The sequence below is a fragment of the Pseudomonas pseudonitroreducens genome (genome assembly GCF_021603645.1).
Taxonomy (GTDB): domain Bacteria; phylum Pseudomonadota; class Gammaproteobacteria; order Pseudomonadales; family Pseudomonadaceae; genus Pseudomonas; species Pseudomonas pseudonitroreducens.
In genome coordinates this window covers 144,766-161,234 of sequence record NZ_BQHJ01000016.1, presented here as the reverse complement: position 1 = coordinate 161,234, position 16,469 = coordinate 144,766, and the positions used below count along the sequence as shown (strand labels likewise).

The window sequence follows — 16,469 nt, the reverse complement described above, 5'->3', positions numbered from 1 at the left end:
ACGCCGGCTCCCTGCGAGGGGGCCGGCGTTTTTGTGTGTGCTATTCGCGTGCCTGGGGGCTGCATGTTTGTAGGAGCGAGGGGGACGCCCAGTTCTTGCTCGCGAACGGATTACCCGGCGGCCCTGCGGTTGGGCGGTTCGCGAGCAAGCTCGCTCCTACAGGTCAGCCCCGCGCGAGGGCTGGCCCTCACCCTAGCCCTCTCCCAAGGGGAGAGGGGACTGTCCTCTGCGTTCGGGAGGCTTGGAGCTTTCCGGCTACCTTCGTTTCCGATCCAGCACTCCGAACGGCTCCCTCTCCCTTCGGGAGAGGGCTGGGGTGAGGGGGCCTCGCGCCGATGTTGCAAGAACCGTAGGAGCGGACTTCGTCCGCGATGGTATCCGGCGCGAAGCGGAATCGATCGCGGACGAAGTCCGCTCCTACAGACCTGCCAGGTCAGTGCTTCAGGTCCGCCAAGCCCTTGAGCAGCGCATCGTGGAAGCGTTTCGGGTCCTGGATCTGCGGCGCGTGGCCCATGTCGTCGAACTCCACCAGGGTGGCGTTGGGAATGGCCTTGGCGGTCGCCTTGCCCAGCTCGGCGTAGTTGCCCAGCTTGGCTTTCAGATCGTCCGGGGCGATGTCCTTGCCGATCGCGGTGTTGTCCTTGGTGCCGATCAGCAGCAGGGTCGGCATCTTCAGTTGGCCGAATTCGTAGACCACCGGCTGGGTGAAGATCATGTCGTAGAGCAGTGCCGAGTTCCACGCCACGCGCTCATGGCCGGCGCCATTGAACAGGCCGGCGAGCATGTTCACCCACTTGTCGTACTCGGGCTTCCATTGGCCGGCGTAGTAGGTCGCCTGCTCGTACTGGCGAATGCCCTCGGCGCTGGTCTTCAGCTCGCGCTCGTACCACTGGTCCGGGGTGCGGTAGGGCACGCCCAGGGCTTTCCAGTCCTCCAGGCCGATGGGGTTGACCATCGCCAACTGCTCGACCTGCTGCGGATACATCAGCGCGTAGCGGGTGGCGAGCATGCCGCCGGTGGAGTGGCCCAGCAGGGTGATCTTGCCGATCTTCAGGTGCTCCAGCAGCGCGTGGGTGTTGGTCGCCAGTTGCTGGAAGCTGTACTGGTAGCGCTCGGGCTTGGTGGACTTGCAGAAGCCGATCTGGTCCGGCGCCACCACGCGGTAGCCGGCATCGCTCAGCGCGGCGATGGTGGTTTCCCAGGTGCCGGCGCAGAAGTTCTTGCCGTGCAGCAGCACCACGGTGCGGCCGTTGGGCTGTTTCTTCGGCTTCACATCGATGTAGGCCATGTGCATGTGGTGGCCCTGGGAGGCGAAGCTGTAATGGCCGACCGGGTAGGAGTAGTTGAAGCGCTCCAGTTCCGGGCCATAGGTGGGTTTGGATTCGGCGGCGTGCAGCGGCAGGGCGGCGGCCAACAGCAAGGCGGGTAGCCAGCGGCGGGGCATCGGGGAGCTCTCCTGGTGGTGGGGCACGGGTCAGACAGCGGGAATGGACATAGGTTGGCAGATTTCCGGGCGGGATGCCGCATCGGCGGGTAATGCGAGGAGCGCTTTTTTGCAGGAGCGAGGGGGGGCGACCAGTTCTTGCTCGCGACCCGATTTCCCGGCGGCTCTGCGGTCGAGTGGTTCGCGAGCAAGCTCGCTCCTACAGGCCAGGACCCGCTGCGGTGTCATGATCGTAGGATGGGTGGAGCGCAGCGATACCCATGCTGATGGCAAGCGGGGCGATGGGTATCGCTGCGCTCTACCCATCCTACAAAAGCGGGCGTCAGGCCGCGGTGGCGTCGCCAGTCAGCCAGTCGATGAACAGCGAGAACAGTTCTGCCTGGGAGTTGATCTCCAGCTTGGTATAGAGGTGCTTGCGGTGCATGCGCACCGTCTCGGGCGAGATATCCAGCACCCGCGCGCTGGATTTCACCGAGTGGCCGCGCAGCAGCAGGTGGGCGATTTCCCGCTCGCGCTCGGTGAGCTGGTCGGCGCCGAAGTTCATGAAGGCCGCGCGGATGTGCCGGTTCAGCGGCGCCTGGGCATCCGCCGGGCTGACGCTCACGCCGCGCCCGGCGAGCAGCAGGTCCAGCCCGCCGTTGCGTTCGAACTGGCGGATCAGCTCGCGCACCAGCGGCAGCACGGTGGCCAGCAGGTCCAGCTGGGTTTCGCTGAAGCGCGCGCCGCTCTTGCCCTGGTACAGGCACAGCGAGACCTTGCGCGCCTCGCCCAGGTCGATGATGAAGTGGCAGTCCTCGGTGCAGCCGAACTTGAGGTAGTAGGTCTTGTAGTACTCGCTGGCGAAGAAGTCGTCCGGGGCGATGTCGGCCAGTGGGTAGAAACCTTCGGTGAGGCCGTCTTCCATGGCCAGGCAGAAGGGGTCGAGCAGGTAGCCGCGGGCGTAGTAGCGGTCGATCAGCGCCTCATGGTGTTCCGGGTCGATGCCGCGCTGGTACAGCGGTTGCGGCGGCTGGCCGCGCTGTTCCAGGCCGAGCATCACTGACTCCAGCGGCACAAGGCAGCCCAGCGCGTCGGCCAGGCGCTCGACGAAGATGACTTCAGCGACGCTGGCCATGGCGCGCGCCAGCCCCGCATGCCAGGCATGCAGGGCCAGTGCGTCGGAGGTTTCGCTCAGTGCCTGAGATTCGCTCATGCCCGGCAGCATAAAGGGCTGCCGGGGTGTAGGCAAAATCCTCGGATCGATCATCAGTGCCCCGCGTAATCACCGCTGCGCTGGAGGTCTTCGGCGGCCTCGAGGATCGACTCGCGCAGCGTGTCGACGATCTCGTCGACCTGCGCGCGGGTGATGGTCAGCGGCGGCGACATCACGTTCAGGTGCACGATCGGCCGCACCAGCAGGCCCTTGGCCTGGGCGCGCAGGTGGATCTTCTCGCCGATGTTCAGCTCCTCGGGGAAGAGCACCTTGCTGCGCTTGTCGGCAACGAACTCGACGCAGGCCATCAGCTTCTGGCAGCGCACGCTGCCCACCAGCGGCAGCTCGGCCAGTTCCTGCAGGCGCTGCTCCAGGTAGGAGCCGACGTCCTTCACGTGGTCGAGCAGGTTCTCGCGCTCGATGATCTCGATGTTCTTCAGCGCCGAGACGCAGCTCACCGGGTGCCCGCTGTAGGTGAAACCGTGGGCGAAGCAACGGCCCTTGTCGGCTTCGCCGATCACTTTCCAGATGCGGTCGGAGAAGATGCACGCGCCCAGCGGCAGGTAGCCGGAGGTCAGGCCCTTGGCGGTGGTGATGATGTCCGGCTGCATGCCGAATACGTCCTCGGAGGCGAAGAACGCGCCGAGGCGGCCGAAGGAGGTCACCACTTCGTCGGCGACGTAGAGCACGTCGTACTTCTGGCACACCTGCCACATGCGCTGGTGGTAGCCCTTGGGCGGGATGATCACGCCGCCGGAGCCCATGATCGGTTCGGCGAAGAAGGCGGCGACCTTGTCCTCGCCCAGTTCGAGAATCTTGTCTTCGAATTCCTTCACCAGGAATTCGAGGAAATCGCCCTCGGTCATCCCTTCCGGTGCGCGGTAGGGGTTGGGGCAGGAAATGTGGTGGATGACGTCCTTGAGGAAGTCGAACTCGGCCGGATGGTCGGCAACCTTGCCGCCCAGCGACATGGTGAGGAAGGTCGAGCCGTGGTAGGCGTTGACCCGGCTGATGATGTGCTTCTTCTCATGCTTGCCGCGGCAGTTCTGGTAGTACTGGATCAGCCGGTAGGCGGTGTCCACGGCGGTGGAGCCACCGGTGGTGAGGAACACATGGTCGAGGTCGCCCGGGGCCAGTTCGGCGAGCTTCTCGCAGAGCTGGATGGCGGTGACGTTGGCCATGTCGCAGAAGGGGTTGGAGTAGGCCAGCTGGCGCACCTGCTCGGCGATGGCGTCGGCCATTTCCGCGCGGCCCAGGCCGATGTTGGTGCACCACATGCCGCCCACGGCATCCAGGTAGCGATTGCCCTTGGTGTCGTAGATATACGCGCCCTCGCCGGCGGCGATGTTCAACGCACCGTTGACCCGGTGATCGTCGAACACGTGGTAGCCGTGCATGTAGTGGGCTTTGTCGGCGGCGACCAGCTGCTCGTCGTTGAACTGGGCGAAGAAGGCTGGGGTGGTGGTGGTCATCGTCTGTACCTCGGACTTTCGGTTATTCATGGTGGGGGAGAGCCTTCTCCCCGTGCCCCGGCGCTCAGGCCGGGGCGGGTGGTTGGCGATCCATCAGGTCCCGGTCTTCACCGCGTTCCAGGTACGGGTGATCAGGCGGGTGGCCTTGGGGTTCTGCACTTTCTGGGTGAACAGGCGGGCGCGGGTCTCGGCGTCGGGGTAGATCGCCGGGTCATTGCGCACTTCGGCGGCCAGCAGCGGGGTGGCGGCGGCGTTGCTGGAGGCGTAGCGGATGTAGTCGGCGACGCCCGCGGCAACCTTCGGCTGCAGCATGTACTCGATGAACTTGTGGGCGTTTTCCACGTGTGGCGCGTCGGCCGGGATGTAGAAGTCGTCGAACCAGATCAGCGAACCTTCCTTGGGCACGAAGTAGCCCAGCTTGACCTTGGCGCCGGCTTCGTCGGCGCGGGCCTGGGCGGTGGCGTAGTCGCCGGACCAGGTCATCGCCATGCACTGGTCGCCGTTGGCCAGGCCGTTGAGGTAGCTGGTGGAGTCGAACTTGCGGATATACGGGCGGATCGATTGCAGCAGGTCCTGGGCGGCCTTCAGGTCCTCGGACAGCGCGCTGTTGGGGTCGCGCTTGAGGTAGGCCAGGGCCAGCGGGATCACGTCGGTGGGGGAATCGATGATGGTCACCCCGCAATCGGCGAATTTCGACACGATCTTCGGATCGAACAGCATCGCCAGCGAGCCGATCGGTGCGTCGGGCATGCGCTGCTTGATCTTGTCGATGTTGTAGGTGATGCCGTTGCTGCCCCAGGTGTACGGCGCCGAGTACTTCACGCCCGGATCATAGTGGTCCAGGTGCTTGAGCACGTCCGCATCGAGGTTGTTCCAGCTGGGCAGCTTGGACTTGTCCAGCGGCTGGAACACGCCCGCTTTCAGCAGCGGCGGCACCAGGGCGGCGTTGAGCACCACCAGGTCGTAGCCCGAGCGGCCGGGCAGCAGTTTGCCCTGCACGGTCTCGTAGGAATCGAAGGTGTCGTAGACCACCTTGATCCCGGTTTCCTTCTCGAAGTCGGCGATGGTGTGCTCGCCGATATAGTCGGTCCAGTTGTACAGCCGCAGCGTCTTCGCACCGCCGGCTTCCTCCCCGTGACCCAGTGCCGGCAAGGTCGCCAGCGCCGCGCTGAGTACTGCTGCGAGCGTTTTCTGCATGTCAGTCCCACCTTTGATTTTGTTATGGATTGGAGATATCGCGGATGCAGCCACTGTCGACCAGGGCCGGTTCCCCGGCCATTCCCCGAACGGGTAGGTAAGGGGCGTTGGCGTTTCGACGCGAGTCGCAACAGAGCCTGACGCTGGCGTCTTGTCGAACAATCGTTCAGATTGACCATCTGAAACCCTAGGAGCCAGGCATGAACGAGGAAGTCCGCTTTACCCGACTGGAGCCGGAACAGCGCAAGGCGCTGCTGATCGAGGCCACCCTCGCGTGCCTGAAGCGCCATGGCTTCCAGGGAGCATCCATACGCAAGATCTGCGCCGAGGCCGGCGTCTCGGTGGGGCTGATCAACCACCACTATTCGGGCAAGGACGAGCTGGTGGCCGAGGCCTACCTGACCGTCACCGGGCGGGTCATGCAGTTGCTGCGCGAGGCCATTGCCGAGGCGGCGCCGGATGCCCGCGCAAGGTTGTCGGCGTTTTTCCGCGCGTCCTTCTGCGCCGAACTGCTCGACCCGCAGCTGCTGGATGCCTGGCTGGCGTTCTGGGGCGCGGTGAAGACGGCCGAGGAAATCAACAAGGCCCACGACCATTCCTACGGTGAGTACCGCTCCTTGCTGGCGCAGGCGCTGGGCGAGCTGGCGCGGGAGCAGGAATGGTCCGACTTCGATGCGGAGCTGGCCGCCATCGCCCTCAGCGCGTTGCTCGACGGCCTGTGGCTGGAGTCCGGCCTGAACCCCAACACCTTCACCCCGGAGCAGGGCGTGCAGATCTGCGAAGCCTGGGTGGATGGCCTCCAGCACGGTGGCCGGCAGCGCTTCTGTCGGGCGTCGGGAGCCTGTTGATCGATTGTTCAGCGGGCGGTAACCTGCCGCCATCTGCAGGACGGTTCCTACAGCTCTACCTCCACGCATAACAAGAATGGCCCCGTCACGAGCGGTGGCTTCAGCAGGGTATTGCGATGACTTCCCGTGTACTGATCGTCGACGACGATCCGGTGATTCGCGAGCTGCTCCAGGCCTACCTCGGCGAGGAAGGCTATGACGTGCTTTGCGCCGGCACCGCCGAACAGGCCGAGGCCAGCCTGGCCGAAGCCGAGCAGGCCGAACAGCCCATCGACCTGGTGATGCTCGACATCCGCCTGCCCGGCAAGGATGGCTTGACCCTGACCCGCGAGCTGCGCGTGCGCTCGGAGGTCGGCATCATCCTGATCACCGGGCGCAACGACGACATCGACCGCATCGTCGGCCTGGAATGCGGCGCCGACGACTACGTGATCAAGCCGCTCAACCCGCGTGAGCTGGTGTCCCGCGCGAAGAACCTGATCCGCCGCGTGCGCCACGCCCGGCAACCTGCCACCAGCTGCGCTGCGGGCGCGCGCCAGCAGCACAAGCGCTTCGCCCAGTGGACGCTGGACCCGGACCGCCGCCGCCTGATCGACCGCGATGGCAGCGAAACCCCGCTGACCCACGGCGAATTCCAGCTGCTCGGTGTGTTCCTGCGCAACACCGGCCACACCCTGAGCCGCGACCAGCTGATGGACCAGATCCGCAACCGCGAATGGCTGCCCAACGACCGCTCCATCGACGTGCTGGTCGGCCGCCTGCGCCGCAAGCTGCGCGACGATCCGGCCGAGCCCGAGCTGATCATCACCATCCACGGCGCCGGCTACCTGTTCACTGCCACGCCTGCCGACACCTGAGTCAGCACGGTGATTGCGGAGGGCGCAGGACAGTCCCCTCTCCCTTCGGAGCGGGGCGCGCAGCCAGGGCGAGGGAAGCCCCTGTTTCGACTCCTCCTGTCCCTGTTGGTCCTGTTCTTCTGCACCACCGCCCGCGCCGCCCAGTCCATCCGCTACTGCGACTACCCCGTCTACCCGCCGATCTCCTGGAGCGACGGCCACGAAGTTCGCGGCCTGGCCCCGCAGACTGTGCGCAGCGTCCTCGGCGAACTGGGCTACGAGGTGAAGACCGTGGTGCTGGGCAACTGGAAGCGCTGCCTGCTGGACGCCGCCGAGGGCCGTGTCGACGTGGTGCTCGCCTACCAGACCCCGCAGCGTGACGACGGCCTGCTGTTCTCCCGCGTGCCGGTGCTGCGCGAGGAAGTGGCGATCTTCTACAACCGCCGCAAACCGGTGCGTTTCGATCGCCTGGGCGACCTGGCGAGCTACCGTGGCGGGTTGCTCTTCGGCGAGAGCTACGGGCCCGAGTTCGACCGCTTCGTCGCCGAGCACGGTAACGTCGAATGGGTCTCCGACAGCCGACAGAACTTCGGCAAGCTGATCCGCCAGCGCATCGACTTCATCGCCCACGAGCGGCGCACCGGCACCCTGTTCGTCGAGCAGTTGGCCGGCGGAGAAGACATTGTTGCTTTGCCTCGGCCGTTGACCGTGGATTACCTGCGCATCGCCGTCTCCCGCCATTCGCCGCTTGCCATACGGATGGACGAGATCGATGTGCTGCTGAAGAAGCGCGTGGATGACGGCAGTGTCGCCCGCTGGCTGGAGCAGAGCGAGCGCGACTACCGCGCCATGCTGGCCGGCGACGGGGTGCCGCGATGAGGCTGCCCGGCGGCTTGGCCCGTCGCCTGCTGCTGCGGGTGCTGCTGTTCAGCCTGTGTTTCACCGTGCTGGCCAGCGCGGTGCAGCTGTACTTCGAGTACCGCCGCGAGATGCGCGACATCGATACGCGCCTGGAGCTGATCCGCATCGGCTACCTCGCCAGCTTCGAGCGCAGCCTGTGGGATCTCAACCAGGAACAGCTCAACGTGCAGTTGCACGGCCTCGCCGACTTCCCCGACATCGCCCAGGTGCGCCTGCGCAGTGCCGACTTCAACCTGGTGCAGGACGCCGACGACACGCGCGGGCCGTTCCGTACCGAGCGCTACGCCCTGGCCTTCCAGCCGCCGGACGGCGAGCGCCGCGACCTCGGCGAGCTGGAAGTCAGCGTCGACCTGGGCGCCGTCTACCTGCGCCTGCTCCATGGCGGTCTCGCCAGCCTGTTGTGGATGGGCGTGTTCCTCTGTGGCCTGGCGGTGGCGCTGAGCTGGCTGTTCCACAGCCTGGTCACACGCCATCTGCGCGCCATGGCCGACTTCGTGCGCGGGCTCACCGGCGGCGACCTCGGCACCGAGCTGGCGCTGGACAAGAAGCGCTCGGGAGAAGAAGACGAAATCGACACCGTGGCCGATGCCCTCGATGGTTTGCGCCGCGCGCTGCGTGCCGAACTGCGCCGCCGCGAGGCTGACCGCGAAGCCTTGCAGAGCAAGCGCGACGAGTTGCAGCGGCGGGTCGAGCGGCGCACGGCCAGCCTGCGCCGTGCCAAGGAAGAGGCCGAGGCCGCCAACCGTGCCAAGAGCCGCTTCCTCGCCACCATGAGCCACGAGATTCGCACACCGCTCAACGGCATTCTCGGCATGGCCGAACTGCTGCGCGCCGCGCCCCTGGGCGAGCAGGACCGGCGCCGGCTTGAAGCGTTATCCACAGCCGGTGAAGGCCTGCTGGCAATCCTCAACGAGGTGCTGCACTTCGCCAAGCTGGAGGACGGCGCCAGCCAGCCGGAGCCGGTGGACTTCTCCCTGCGCCGCCTGCTCGACGACGTGGTGACCCTGCTGGAGCCGCGCGCCGAGGACAACGGCACCTGTCTGCGTTTGCGTATCGAACCCCAGGTGCAGGACGGTTGCCGGGGCGCCGAGCAGTTCCTGCGCCAGGTGCTGAGCAACCTGCTGGCGAATGCCGTGAAGTTCACCGAAGAGGGTGAGGTGTTGCTGGAAGTCGTTGTGCTTGAAAGCAGCGATGCGGGACAGCGCCTGCGCTTCAGCGTGACCGACGATGGCATCGGCATCTCCGCCGAGCAGCAGGAAAAGATCTTCCAGCGCTTCACCCAGGCCAGCGACGAGGTGGCGCGGCGCTACGGCGGCACCGGGCTGGGGCTGGCGATCAGCAAGCGGCTGGTGCAGGCCATGGGCGGCGAGATCGGCGTGGAAAGCCTGGAAGGCGAGGGCAGCACCTTCTGGTTCGAGATGGTGCTGGCGCCGGGCGTGGTGCCGCGCTCCACCCTGGCCGTCGAACAGGCACCAGCACTGGACGTGCTGGTGGTGGAAGACGTCGCCCTCAACCGCGAGGTTGCCCAGGCGCTGATCGAGCGTGACGGCCACCGCGTGCAACTCGCCGAGGACGCGGCGCCGGCGTTGGCGCTGACCGCCGCGCGGCGCTTCGATCTGATCCTGCTGGATATGCACCTGCCGGGCATGAACGGCCTCGACCTATGCCGGGCGATCCGCGCGCAGGCCGGCGGGCTCAATGCGACCACGCCGATCCATGCCTTCACCGCCAGTGTGCAGCCGGGGATGGTCCGGCGCTATTTCGAGGCCGGCATGCAGGGCGTGCTGGGCAAGCCGCTGCGCCTGGATGACCTGCGCCGTGCGCTGTCCGGCGTGGCCTGGGAACTGCTACCGGAGGCTGTGGATAACGGCCCGCTGGATCGCCAGGTTCTGGATACCCATCGCCGCCTGCTGGGTGAGCACAAGCTGGACGAACTGCTCGCCAGCCTGTGGAAGCTGCTGGACGAGCAGTGGCCGCTGCTGCTGGAGGCGTTGCGTCAGGATGATGCCATCGAGGCCGCGAGCATAGCGCATCGGCTGGCGGGGAGTTGCCGGTCCATGGGCTTGCGCGGGTTGGGGGATTGCCTGGGTGAGCTGGAGGAGGCGGCGTTGGCGGGTTCGTTATCCGACGATTGGGTGGCACGACTGGAGCGAGAGAGGACGGTTGCCGCTGAACTCCTGAAGAGCGTTCAGGTGTAGCTCTGGCATAGCAGGCCGATCCTCACTTTGTAGGAGCGAGCTTGCTCGCGAATCCGCCCAGCTCTGGATTCATCGGGGAAATCCGTTCGCGAGCAAGCTCGCTCCTACAAGTGCCAATGCGCTGAAAGCCTCGTCCCACAAGGCCTGCACAAAATCCTTACATCTTTCTACAACTTCGATCCGAGGAAACAACGGGGTCTTACATCGCCTTCCAATAATCCGCTGGCATCCGTGCCCGAGCCACGGCCTCTGATTGATTGGAGATAACAATAATGATCCAACGTAGAGTTCTGCTCCGTCGCGCCCGCCGTTTCCCGGAGGTGCGCCATGTCTGAGTCCCATCACGCCACGAGCGGCGAGAAGATCCAGCTCACCCGCGCGCTCAAGAGCCGCCATATCTTCATGCTGTCCCTCGGCGGCGTGATCGGCACCGGCCTGTTCATGGGCTCAGGGGTCACCATCAGTTCCGGCGGCCCGATGGGCGCCATCCTCGCCTACCTGGTCGCCGGCCTGCTGATGTACCTGGTGATGGTCTGCCTGGGCGAGCTGTCGGTGCAGATGCCCGTCTCCGGCTCCTTCCAGGCCCACGCCACACGCTTCATCGGCCCGGCCACCGGGTTCATGATCGGCTGGGTGTACTGGATGAGCTGGGCCTCCACCGTTGGCCTGGAATTCACCGCCGCCGGCATGCTGATGACCCGCTGGTTCCCCGAAGTGCCGATCTGGCTGTGGTCGGGCTTCTTCGTGGTCGTGCTGTTCTCCCTCAACGCCCTGGCCACCCGTGCCTTCGGCGAGGCGGAATACTGGTTCTCCGGAATCAAGGTCGCGGCCATCCTCGGCTTCATCGTGGTCGGCCTGCTGGTGATCTTCGGCGCCATCCCGTTGAACAGCGGCGAGGCCGCGCCGGGGCTGTCCAACCTGGTCGGCGACGGCCTGTTCCCCAACGGCCTGTCCGCCGTGTTCGCGGTGATGATGACGGTGGTCTACGCCTTCCAGGGCTGCGAGATCATGGGCGTCGCCGCCGGCGAGACCGACCAGCCGGAAAAGAGCATCCCGCGCGCCGTGCGCAACGTGGTGTTCCGCGTGCTGATCTTCTACGTGCTGGCGATTGCCGTGCTGTCCTGCATCGTGCCGTGGAAGCAGGCCGGGCTGATGGAAAGCCCCTTCGTGCAGGTGTTCGACATGGTCGGCATTCCCTACGCCGCCGACCTGATGAACTTCGTGATTCTCACCGCGATCCTCTCGGTGGGTAACTCCGGCCTCTACGCCTCCACGCGCATCCTCTGGGCCATGTCCAAGACCGGCATGGCGCCACGCAAGCTGTCCAAGCTCAGCGCCCGCGGCGTGCCGCTCTACGCGCTGCTGATCAGCCTGGGCTTCGCCCTGCTGTCGCTGCTCACCAGCGTGGTCGCCGCCGACACCCTGTTCATGGTGCTGATGGCGGTGAGCGGAATGGCCGGCACCGTCACCTGGATCGTCATCGCCTACGCCCAGTACCGCTTCCGCCGCGAGCACATGGCCAAGGGCGGCACCGTGGCCGACCTGAAGTACGCCGCGCCGCTGTTCCCGCTGATCCCGCTGGCGTGCATCGCGATCTGCTGCTCGCTGTTCGTGTTCCTCGCCATGGACCCGACCCAGCGCCCGTCGCTGTACTGGGGTTTCGGCTTCATGGGCGCGTGCTACCTGGCCTACTACCTACTCAAGCGCAAGCGCGGCCAGGTGCTGAGCGAGGAAGCGCTGCCGAGTATCGGTTGAGTCTTCCGGCATTGGAAAAGCCCCGCCTCGCGGGGCTTTTTCTTTGGCTCTTTGTAGGACCGAGGGGGACGCCTAGTTCTTGCTCGCGAACCCGCCCAAGGCCGGAGCTGCCGGAGGCCAATCGCGGACGGAGACCGCTCCTACGCTCGCCGGTCAGGTAGAAACGGACTCTGTCCGCGAAGGCCCGCAGGGCCGTTTGTTCGAAGTTGTAACAAAGCCTCGGGGCAAACCCTGGGGAAACCCCTCAGCCCCCGCGTCGCGCGGCCTTCCCGCCGTTCGGCGGGGCGTTACAAGCCACCCATTCGGGTGGATTGCCGGCTTGCTGAACAAGTGTTTAGTATTGGCTCCAACGCTTCATCCGCCTCAGCAAACGACTACAAGAACGAGGGCAGCATGACTCAGCCATCCCCACTCAGCCGGGTCCAGGACGGTATCGCCTGGATCACCCTGAACCGCCCCGAGCAGCGCAACGCGCTCGACGTCCCCACGCTCAAGAACCTGCTGGCCCTGCTCGACGCCTATGAGGCCGATGCGGCCGTGCGCGTCATCGTGCTGACCGGCGAAGGCCGCAGCTTCTGCGCCGGCGCCGACCTCGCCGAATGGGCCGAGGCCGAAGCCCGTGGCGAACTGGAAACCTACGGCTGGACCGAAACCGCCCACGCCCTGATGCGCCGCCTGCACAGCCTGGACAAGCCGACCATCGCCGCCGTCAACGGCACTGCCGTCGGCGCCGGGATGGACCTGACCCTGTGCTGCGACTTCCGCATCGCCGGCGCCTCTGCGCGCTTCAAGGCCGGCTACACCGGCATGGCCTACTGCCCGGACGCTGGCGCCAGCTGGCACCTGCCGCGTCTGATCGGCAGCGAAGCGGCCAAGCGCCTGCTGTTCCTCGACGAGCTTTGGAACGCCGAGCGCGGGCTGAGCGCCGGCCTGGTCGGCGAAGTGGTCGCTGACGATCAATTGCAGGCTCAGGTCGGCGAATTCGCCGCGCGTCTGGCGGCCGGCCCGACCTACGCCTTCGGCCACACCAAGCGCCTGATCCGCGAAGGCGCCAGCCGCACCCTGGCCCAGCAGCTGGAAGCCGAACAGGCCGCCGGTCTGCTCTGCGGCCGCAGTGAAGATGCCGCCGAGGCGCTGCGCGCCGTGGCCGAGAAACGCTCCCCCCAATTCAAAGGCCGCTGACGGCTGCAGGTGATGTGATGGATTTCCAACTGACCCAAGAACAGGAAATGCTCGTCGAGGCGGTCAAGGCTTTCGTCGAGAAAGAGCTGCTGCCCTACGAAGAGGAAGTAGACCGCGCCGACGCGGTGTCCCCGGAGCTGGCCGCGAAGATTCGTGGCAAGGCCCTGGCGGCTGGCTTCTACGCCTTCAACATGCCTGAGGAAGTGGGCGGCGGCGGCCTCGACTACCTGTCCCAGGCGCTGGTCGAGCGCGAGCTGTCCAAGGTCTCCTGGGCCCTGCATGTGTTCGTCGCGCGCCCGTCGAAGATCCTCATGGCGTGCAAGGGCGAGCAGATCCAGAACTACCTGCTGCCAGTGGTGCAGGGCGAGAAGATCGACTGCTTCGCCCTCACCGAACCGGGCGCCGGCTCCGACGCCAACTCGATCAAGACCCGCGCCGTGCGTGATGGCGAGGACTTCGTGATCAACGGCTCCAAGCATTTCATCAGCCACGCCGGGCATGCCGACTTCGCCATCGTCTTCGCCGTGACCGACACCTTCGAGCGCAACGGCAAGAAGCGCAACGCGGTGACCGCCTTCCTGGTGGACAAGGGCACCGCCGGCATGACCGTGCGCCGTGGCCCGAAATGCGTCAGCAACAAGGGCTACCACACCTACGAGATCTTCTTTGATGACTGCCGCGTGCCGGCCTCCCAGGTGCTGGGCGAAGTCGACAAGGGCTGGGAAGTGGCCAACGCCTGGCTCACCGCCGGCCGCGTGATGGTCGCCGCCAACTGCGTCGGCCAGGCCCAGCGCGCGCTGGACCTGGCGCTGCAATGGTCGGCCGACCGCAAGCAGTTCGGTCAGGCCATCGGCAGCTACCAGGGCATCTCCTTCAAGCTCGCCGACATGGCCACGCAGATCCGCGCCGCCGAGCTGATGACCCTGCACACCGCCTGGAAGATGGATCGCGGCAGCATGACCGACGGCGAAGCCGGCATGGCCAAGCTGTTCGCCAGCGAAGTGCTGGGCAAGGTCGCCGACGAGACCGTGCAGATTTTCGGCGGCATGGGCCTGATGGACGAAGGTCCGGTGGAGCGCATCTGGCGCAACGCGCGCATCGAGCGCATCTGGGAAGGCACTTCGGAAATCCAGCGCCACATCATTTCCCGCGAACTGCTGCGTCCGTTGTTGCGCTGAATCCTTCGCTCCCTCTCCCTCTGGGAGAGGGTTGGGGTGAGGGATCGACATTGCCGAGACAAGACATGAAAAGAGAAAACCTCCAGCGCCTGTTGGCTCCCCGTCACGTCGCCTTCATCGGCGGCCGCAGCATGGCGCGCGCGCTCAAGCGCTGCGCCGAAGGCGGCTTCCCGGGTGCGATGTGGCTGGTCAACCCGCAATACGACGAGCTCGAAGGCGTGCCCTGCGTGCGCAGCGTCGCCGAGCTGCCCGAAGGGCCGGACGCAGTATTCGTCGCCACCAACCGCGACCTGACCCTGCAGGCCGTGGCCGAGCTGGCCGCCAAGGATGCCGGCGGCGCCATCTGCTACGCCTCCGGCTTCGCCGAGACCGGCGCCGAGGGCGAAGCGCTGCAGCGCCGGCTGCTCGCCAGCGCCGGCGACATGGCCCTGCTCGGCCCCAACTGCTACGGCCTGCTCGACTACCTGCACGGCTCCGCGCTGTGGCCGGTGGCCCACGGCGGGCACATGGTCGAGAAGGGCGTGGCGGTGCTCACCCAGAGCGGCAACTTCGCCTACAACCTGTCCATGAGCGACCGCTCGCTGCCCATCGCCTACATGGCCTCGGTGGGCAACCAGGCGCAGCTGGGCGTGGCCGAACTCATGGACGTGCTGCTCGACGAGCCGCGCGTGACCGCCATCGGCCTGCACCTGGAAGGCCTGAAGAATGTTCCCGGCTTCGCCCGCGCCGCCTTCAAGGCGCTGCAGAAAGGCATCCCGGTGATCGCCCTGAAGACCGGCGTTTCCGAGATCGGCGCCGAGCTCGCACTCAGCCATACCAGCTCCCTGGCCGGCTCCGATGCACTGTACGACGCGCTGTTCGACCGCCTCGGGGTGATCCGCGTGAGCGGCCCGGTGAGCTTCATCGAAACCCTGAAAGCCGCCGCCTGCGGCAACCTGCCGGCCGGCCCCAGCCTCGCCGCGCTGGCCTGCTCCGGCGGCGACGCCGGGCTGATCGCCGACTACGCCGAGCGCAACGGCCTGAGCCTGCCCAAGCTGGTCGACGCGCAGCGCGTCGAACTGGCCCAGGTGCTGCCGGACTACGCCAACATCGCCAACCCGCTGGATTTCACCACCGCCATCTGGGGCGACGGTCCTGCGCTGGACAGGATGCTCGACAGCGCCCTGCAGACCGAAGCCGACGCCGCCCTGCTGGTGCTCGACTACCCCGGCGAAGAAACCGGCGAGCGCCCGCAGTGCGACCTGCTGCTGGAGCTGTACTGCGCGGCGCTGGAGCGTCACGGCAAGGTCGGCTTCATCGCCTCCGCGCTGCCGGAACTGCTGCCCAAACATGCTCGCGAACTGCTGCATTCCCATGGCGTCGCCGCGCTGCAGGGCGTGGAAGACGGCCTCGCCGCCTGGGGGCGCATCGCCCATTACCGCCAGCGCCGCGAAGCGTTGCTGGCCCGTGGCGAAGCCGCGCTGGTGCCACTCTGCCCGCAGGCCATCGACGGCCACGGCCGCTTGCTCGACGAGTGGCATTCCAAACAGGCGCTGAAACCCTTCGGCCTGCCGCTGCCGCGCGCCGCCTTGAGCACGCCGACCCAGGCCCGCGAAGCGGCCACCGATGTTGGCTTCCCGCTGGCGTTGAAAGTGGTCAGCGCGCAGCTGCCGCACAAGACCGAGGCCGGCGGCGTGGCGCTCAACCTGCGCAACGAGGCGGCATTGGAAGCTGCGTTGTTCGACATGCGCGAGAACATCGCCCGCCACGCGCCCACGGTGCCGTTCGACCAGGTGCTGCTGGAGCGCATGGCCAACCCGCCGCTGGCCGAGCTGATCGTTGGCATCAAGCGCGAGAACGGCTTCGGCCTGGCGCTGGTGCTGGGCGCCGGCGGCATCCTCGTCGAGCTGCTCAAGGACAGCCGCAGCCTGCTGCTGCCGACCACCGACGCGGCGATCCGCGATGCCCTGCTGAGCCTGCGCAGCGCGCCGCTGCTCACCGGCTTCCGTGGCCGCGCGGCGGTAAACCTGGAGGCGCTGGTGGAAGCCATCCGTGCGGTGGCCGACTACGCCTGCGAGCACGTGGACAACCTGCTGGAACTGGACGTGAACCCACTGCTGGCGGACGCCGAAGGCGCCGTGGCGGTGGATGCGCTGATCCGCGTCGCCGAATGAACACTCCGCACCCTGCAGGAGCGAGCTTGCTCGCGAACAGCCCAGCTCTGGGATTTGTTCGCGAGCAAGCTCGCTCCTACAAGGCCACGCATT

The 16,469-nt window shown here is 66.5% G+C and carries 12 protein-coding genes; 8 read left to right on the top strand and 4 right to left on the bottom strand.

The window, feature by feature from the left end; translation table 11 throughout:
- Positions 1–433: 433 nt before the first annotated feature.
- The 4 genes from L6D89_RS30040 to L6D89_RS30025 form a co-directional block, all read right to left on the bottom strand.
- Positions 434–1,444 carry an alpha/beta fold hydrolase gene (locus L6D89_RS30040; RefSeq protein WP_236202068.1) on the bottom strand — a complete coding sequence of 337 codons (1,011 nt, stop codon included), beginning with the start codon at positions 1,442–1,444 and terminating at the stop codon, positions 434–436.
- A gap of 322 nt (positions 1,445–1,766) precedes the next feature.
- Positions 1,767–2,636, bottom strand: coding sequence for a helix-turn-helix transcriptional regulator (locus tag L6D89_RS30035; RefSeq protein ID WP_236173622.1), 870 nt, complete (start codon positions 2,634–2,636; stop codon positions 1,767–1,769).
- Between the two features lie 53 nt (positions 2,637–2,689).
- Positions 2,690–4,108: an aminotransferase gene (locus L6D89_RS30030; protein ID WP_236202067.1), complete on the bottom strand. Its 1,419-nt coding sequence runs from the start codon at positions 4,106–4,108 to the stop codon at positions 2,690–2,692.
- A 93-nt stretch (positions 4,109–4,201) separates the two neighbouring features.
- Entirely contained in the window at positions 4,202–5,305 is a 1,104-nt protein-coding gene (locus L6D89_RS30025; RefSeq protein ID WP_236202066.1) for a polyamine ABC transporter substrate-binding protein, read from the bottom strand.
- Between the two features lie 200 nt (positions 5,306–5,505).
- Between L6D89_RS30025 and L6D89_RS30020 the strand changes: the two genes are divergently transcribed.
- From L6D89_RS30020 to L6D89_RS29985, 8 genes are all read left to right on the top strand, one after another.
- Positions 5,506–6,153, top strand: a complete 648-nt coding sequence (locus tag L6D89_RS30020) for a TetR family transcriptional regulator C-terminal domain-containing protein (RefSeq protein WP_236173625.1) — start codon at positions 5,506–5,508, stop codon at positions 6,151–6,153.
- Between the two features lie 110 nt (positions 6,154–6,263).
- Positions 6,264–7,010 (top strand): response regulator, encoded by a 747-nt coding sequence (locus L6D89_RS30015; RefSeq protein ID WP_236202080.1) that lies wholly within the window; start codon positions 6,264–6,266, stop codon positions 7,008–7,010.
- Between the two features lie 96 nt (positions 7,011–7,106).
- Complete coding sequence (locus L6D89_RS30010; protein ID WP_236202079.1) at positions 7,107–7,868, top strand: substrate-binding periplasmic protein; 762 nt, start codon at positions 7,107–7,109, stop codon at positions 7,866–7,868.
- A complete protein-coding gene (locus L6D89_RS30005; protein ID WP_236202065.1) occupies positions 7,865–10,108 on the top strand; it encodes an ATP-binding protein in 2,244 nt (747 codons plus the stop codon). Before L6D89_RS30010 ends, L6D89_RS30005 begins: the two co-directional genes overlap by 4 nt.
- Before the next feature lie 327 nt (positions 10,109–10,435).
- On the top strand, positions 10,436–11,863 hold the full coding sequence (locus L6D89_RS30000; RefSeq protein ID WP_236202064.1) for an amino acid permease: 1,428 nt from the start codon (positions 10,436–10,438) through the stop codon (positions 11,861–11,863).
- A 393-nt stretch (positions 11,864–12,256) separates the two neighbouring features.
- Entirely contained in the window at positions 12,257–13,045 is a 789-nt protein-coding gene (locus tag L6D89_RS29995) for an enoyl-CoA hydratase/isomerase family protein (protein ID WP_236202063.1), read from the top strand.
- A 17-nt stretch (positions 13,046–13,062) separates the two neighbouring features.
- A complete protein-coding gene (locus tag L6D89_RS29990; protein ID WP_138523355.1) occupies positions 13,063–14,223 on the top strand; it encodes an acyl-CoA dehydrogenase family protein in 1,161 nt (386 codons plus the stop codon).
- A 65-nt stretch (positions 14,224–14,288) separates the two neighbouring features.
- Positions 14,289–16,376: an acetate--CoA ligase family protein gene (locus tag L6D89_RS29985; protein WP_236202062.1), complete on the top strand. Its 2,088-nt coding sequence runs from the start codon at positions 14,289–14,291 to the stop codon at positions 16,374–16,376.
- The last annotated feature ends 93 nt before the right edge of the window (positions 16,377–16,469 follow it).

Bases quoted from the DNA above. Each gene is read 5' to 3' on its own strand.
- L6D89_RS30005 (WP_236202065.1), top strand. From the start codon at position 7,865: ATGAGGCTGCCCGGCGGCTTGGCCCGTCGCCTGCTGCTGCGGGTGCTG.
- L6D89_RS29995 (WP_236202063.1), top strand. From the start codon at position 12,257: ATGACTCAGCCATCCCCACTCAGCCGGGTCCAGGACGGTATCGCCTGG.
- L6D89_RS30000 (WP_236202064.1), top strand. From the start codon at position 10,436: ATGTCTGAGTCCCATCACGCCACGAGCGGCGAGAAGATCCAGCTCACC.
- L6D89_RS29985 (WP_236202062.1), top strand. From the start codon at position 14,289: ATGAAAAGAGAAAACCTCCAGCGCCTGTTGGCTCCCCGTCACGTCGCC.
- L6D89_RS30035 (WP_236173622.1), bottom strand. From the start codon at position 2,636: ATGAGCGAATCTCAGGCACTGAGCGAAACCTCCGACGCACTGGCCCTG.
- L6D89_RS30025 (WP_236202066.1), bottom strand. From the start codon at position 5,305: ATGCAGAAAACGCTCGCAGCAGTACTCAGCGCGGCGCTGGCGACCTTG.
- L6D89_RS29990 (WP_138523355.1), top strand. From the start codon at position 13,063: ATGGATTTCCAACTGACCCAAGAACAGGAAATGCTCGTCGAGGCGGTC.
- L6D89_RS30030 (WP_236202067.1), bottom strand. From the start codon at position 4,108: ATGACCACCACCACCCCAGCCTTCTTCGCCCAGTTCAACGACGAGCAG.
- L6D89_RS30020 (WP_236173625.1), top strand. From the start codon at position 5,506: ATGAACGAGGAAGTCCGCTTTACCCGACTGGAGCCGGAACAGCGCAAG.
- L6D89_RS30040 (WP_236202068.1), bottom strand. From the start codon at position 1,444: ATGCCCCGCCGCTGGCTACCCGCCTTGCTGTTGGCCGCCGCCCTGCCG.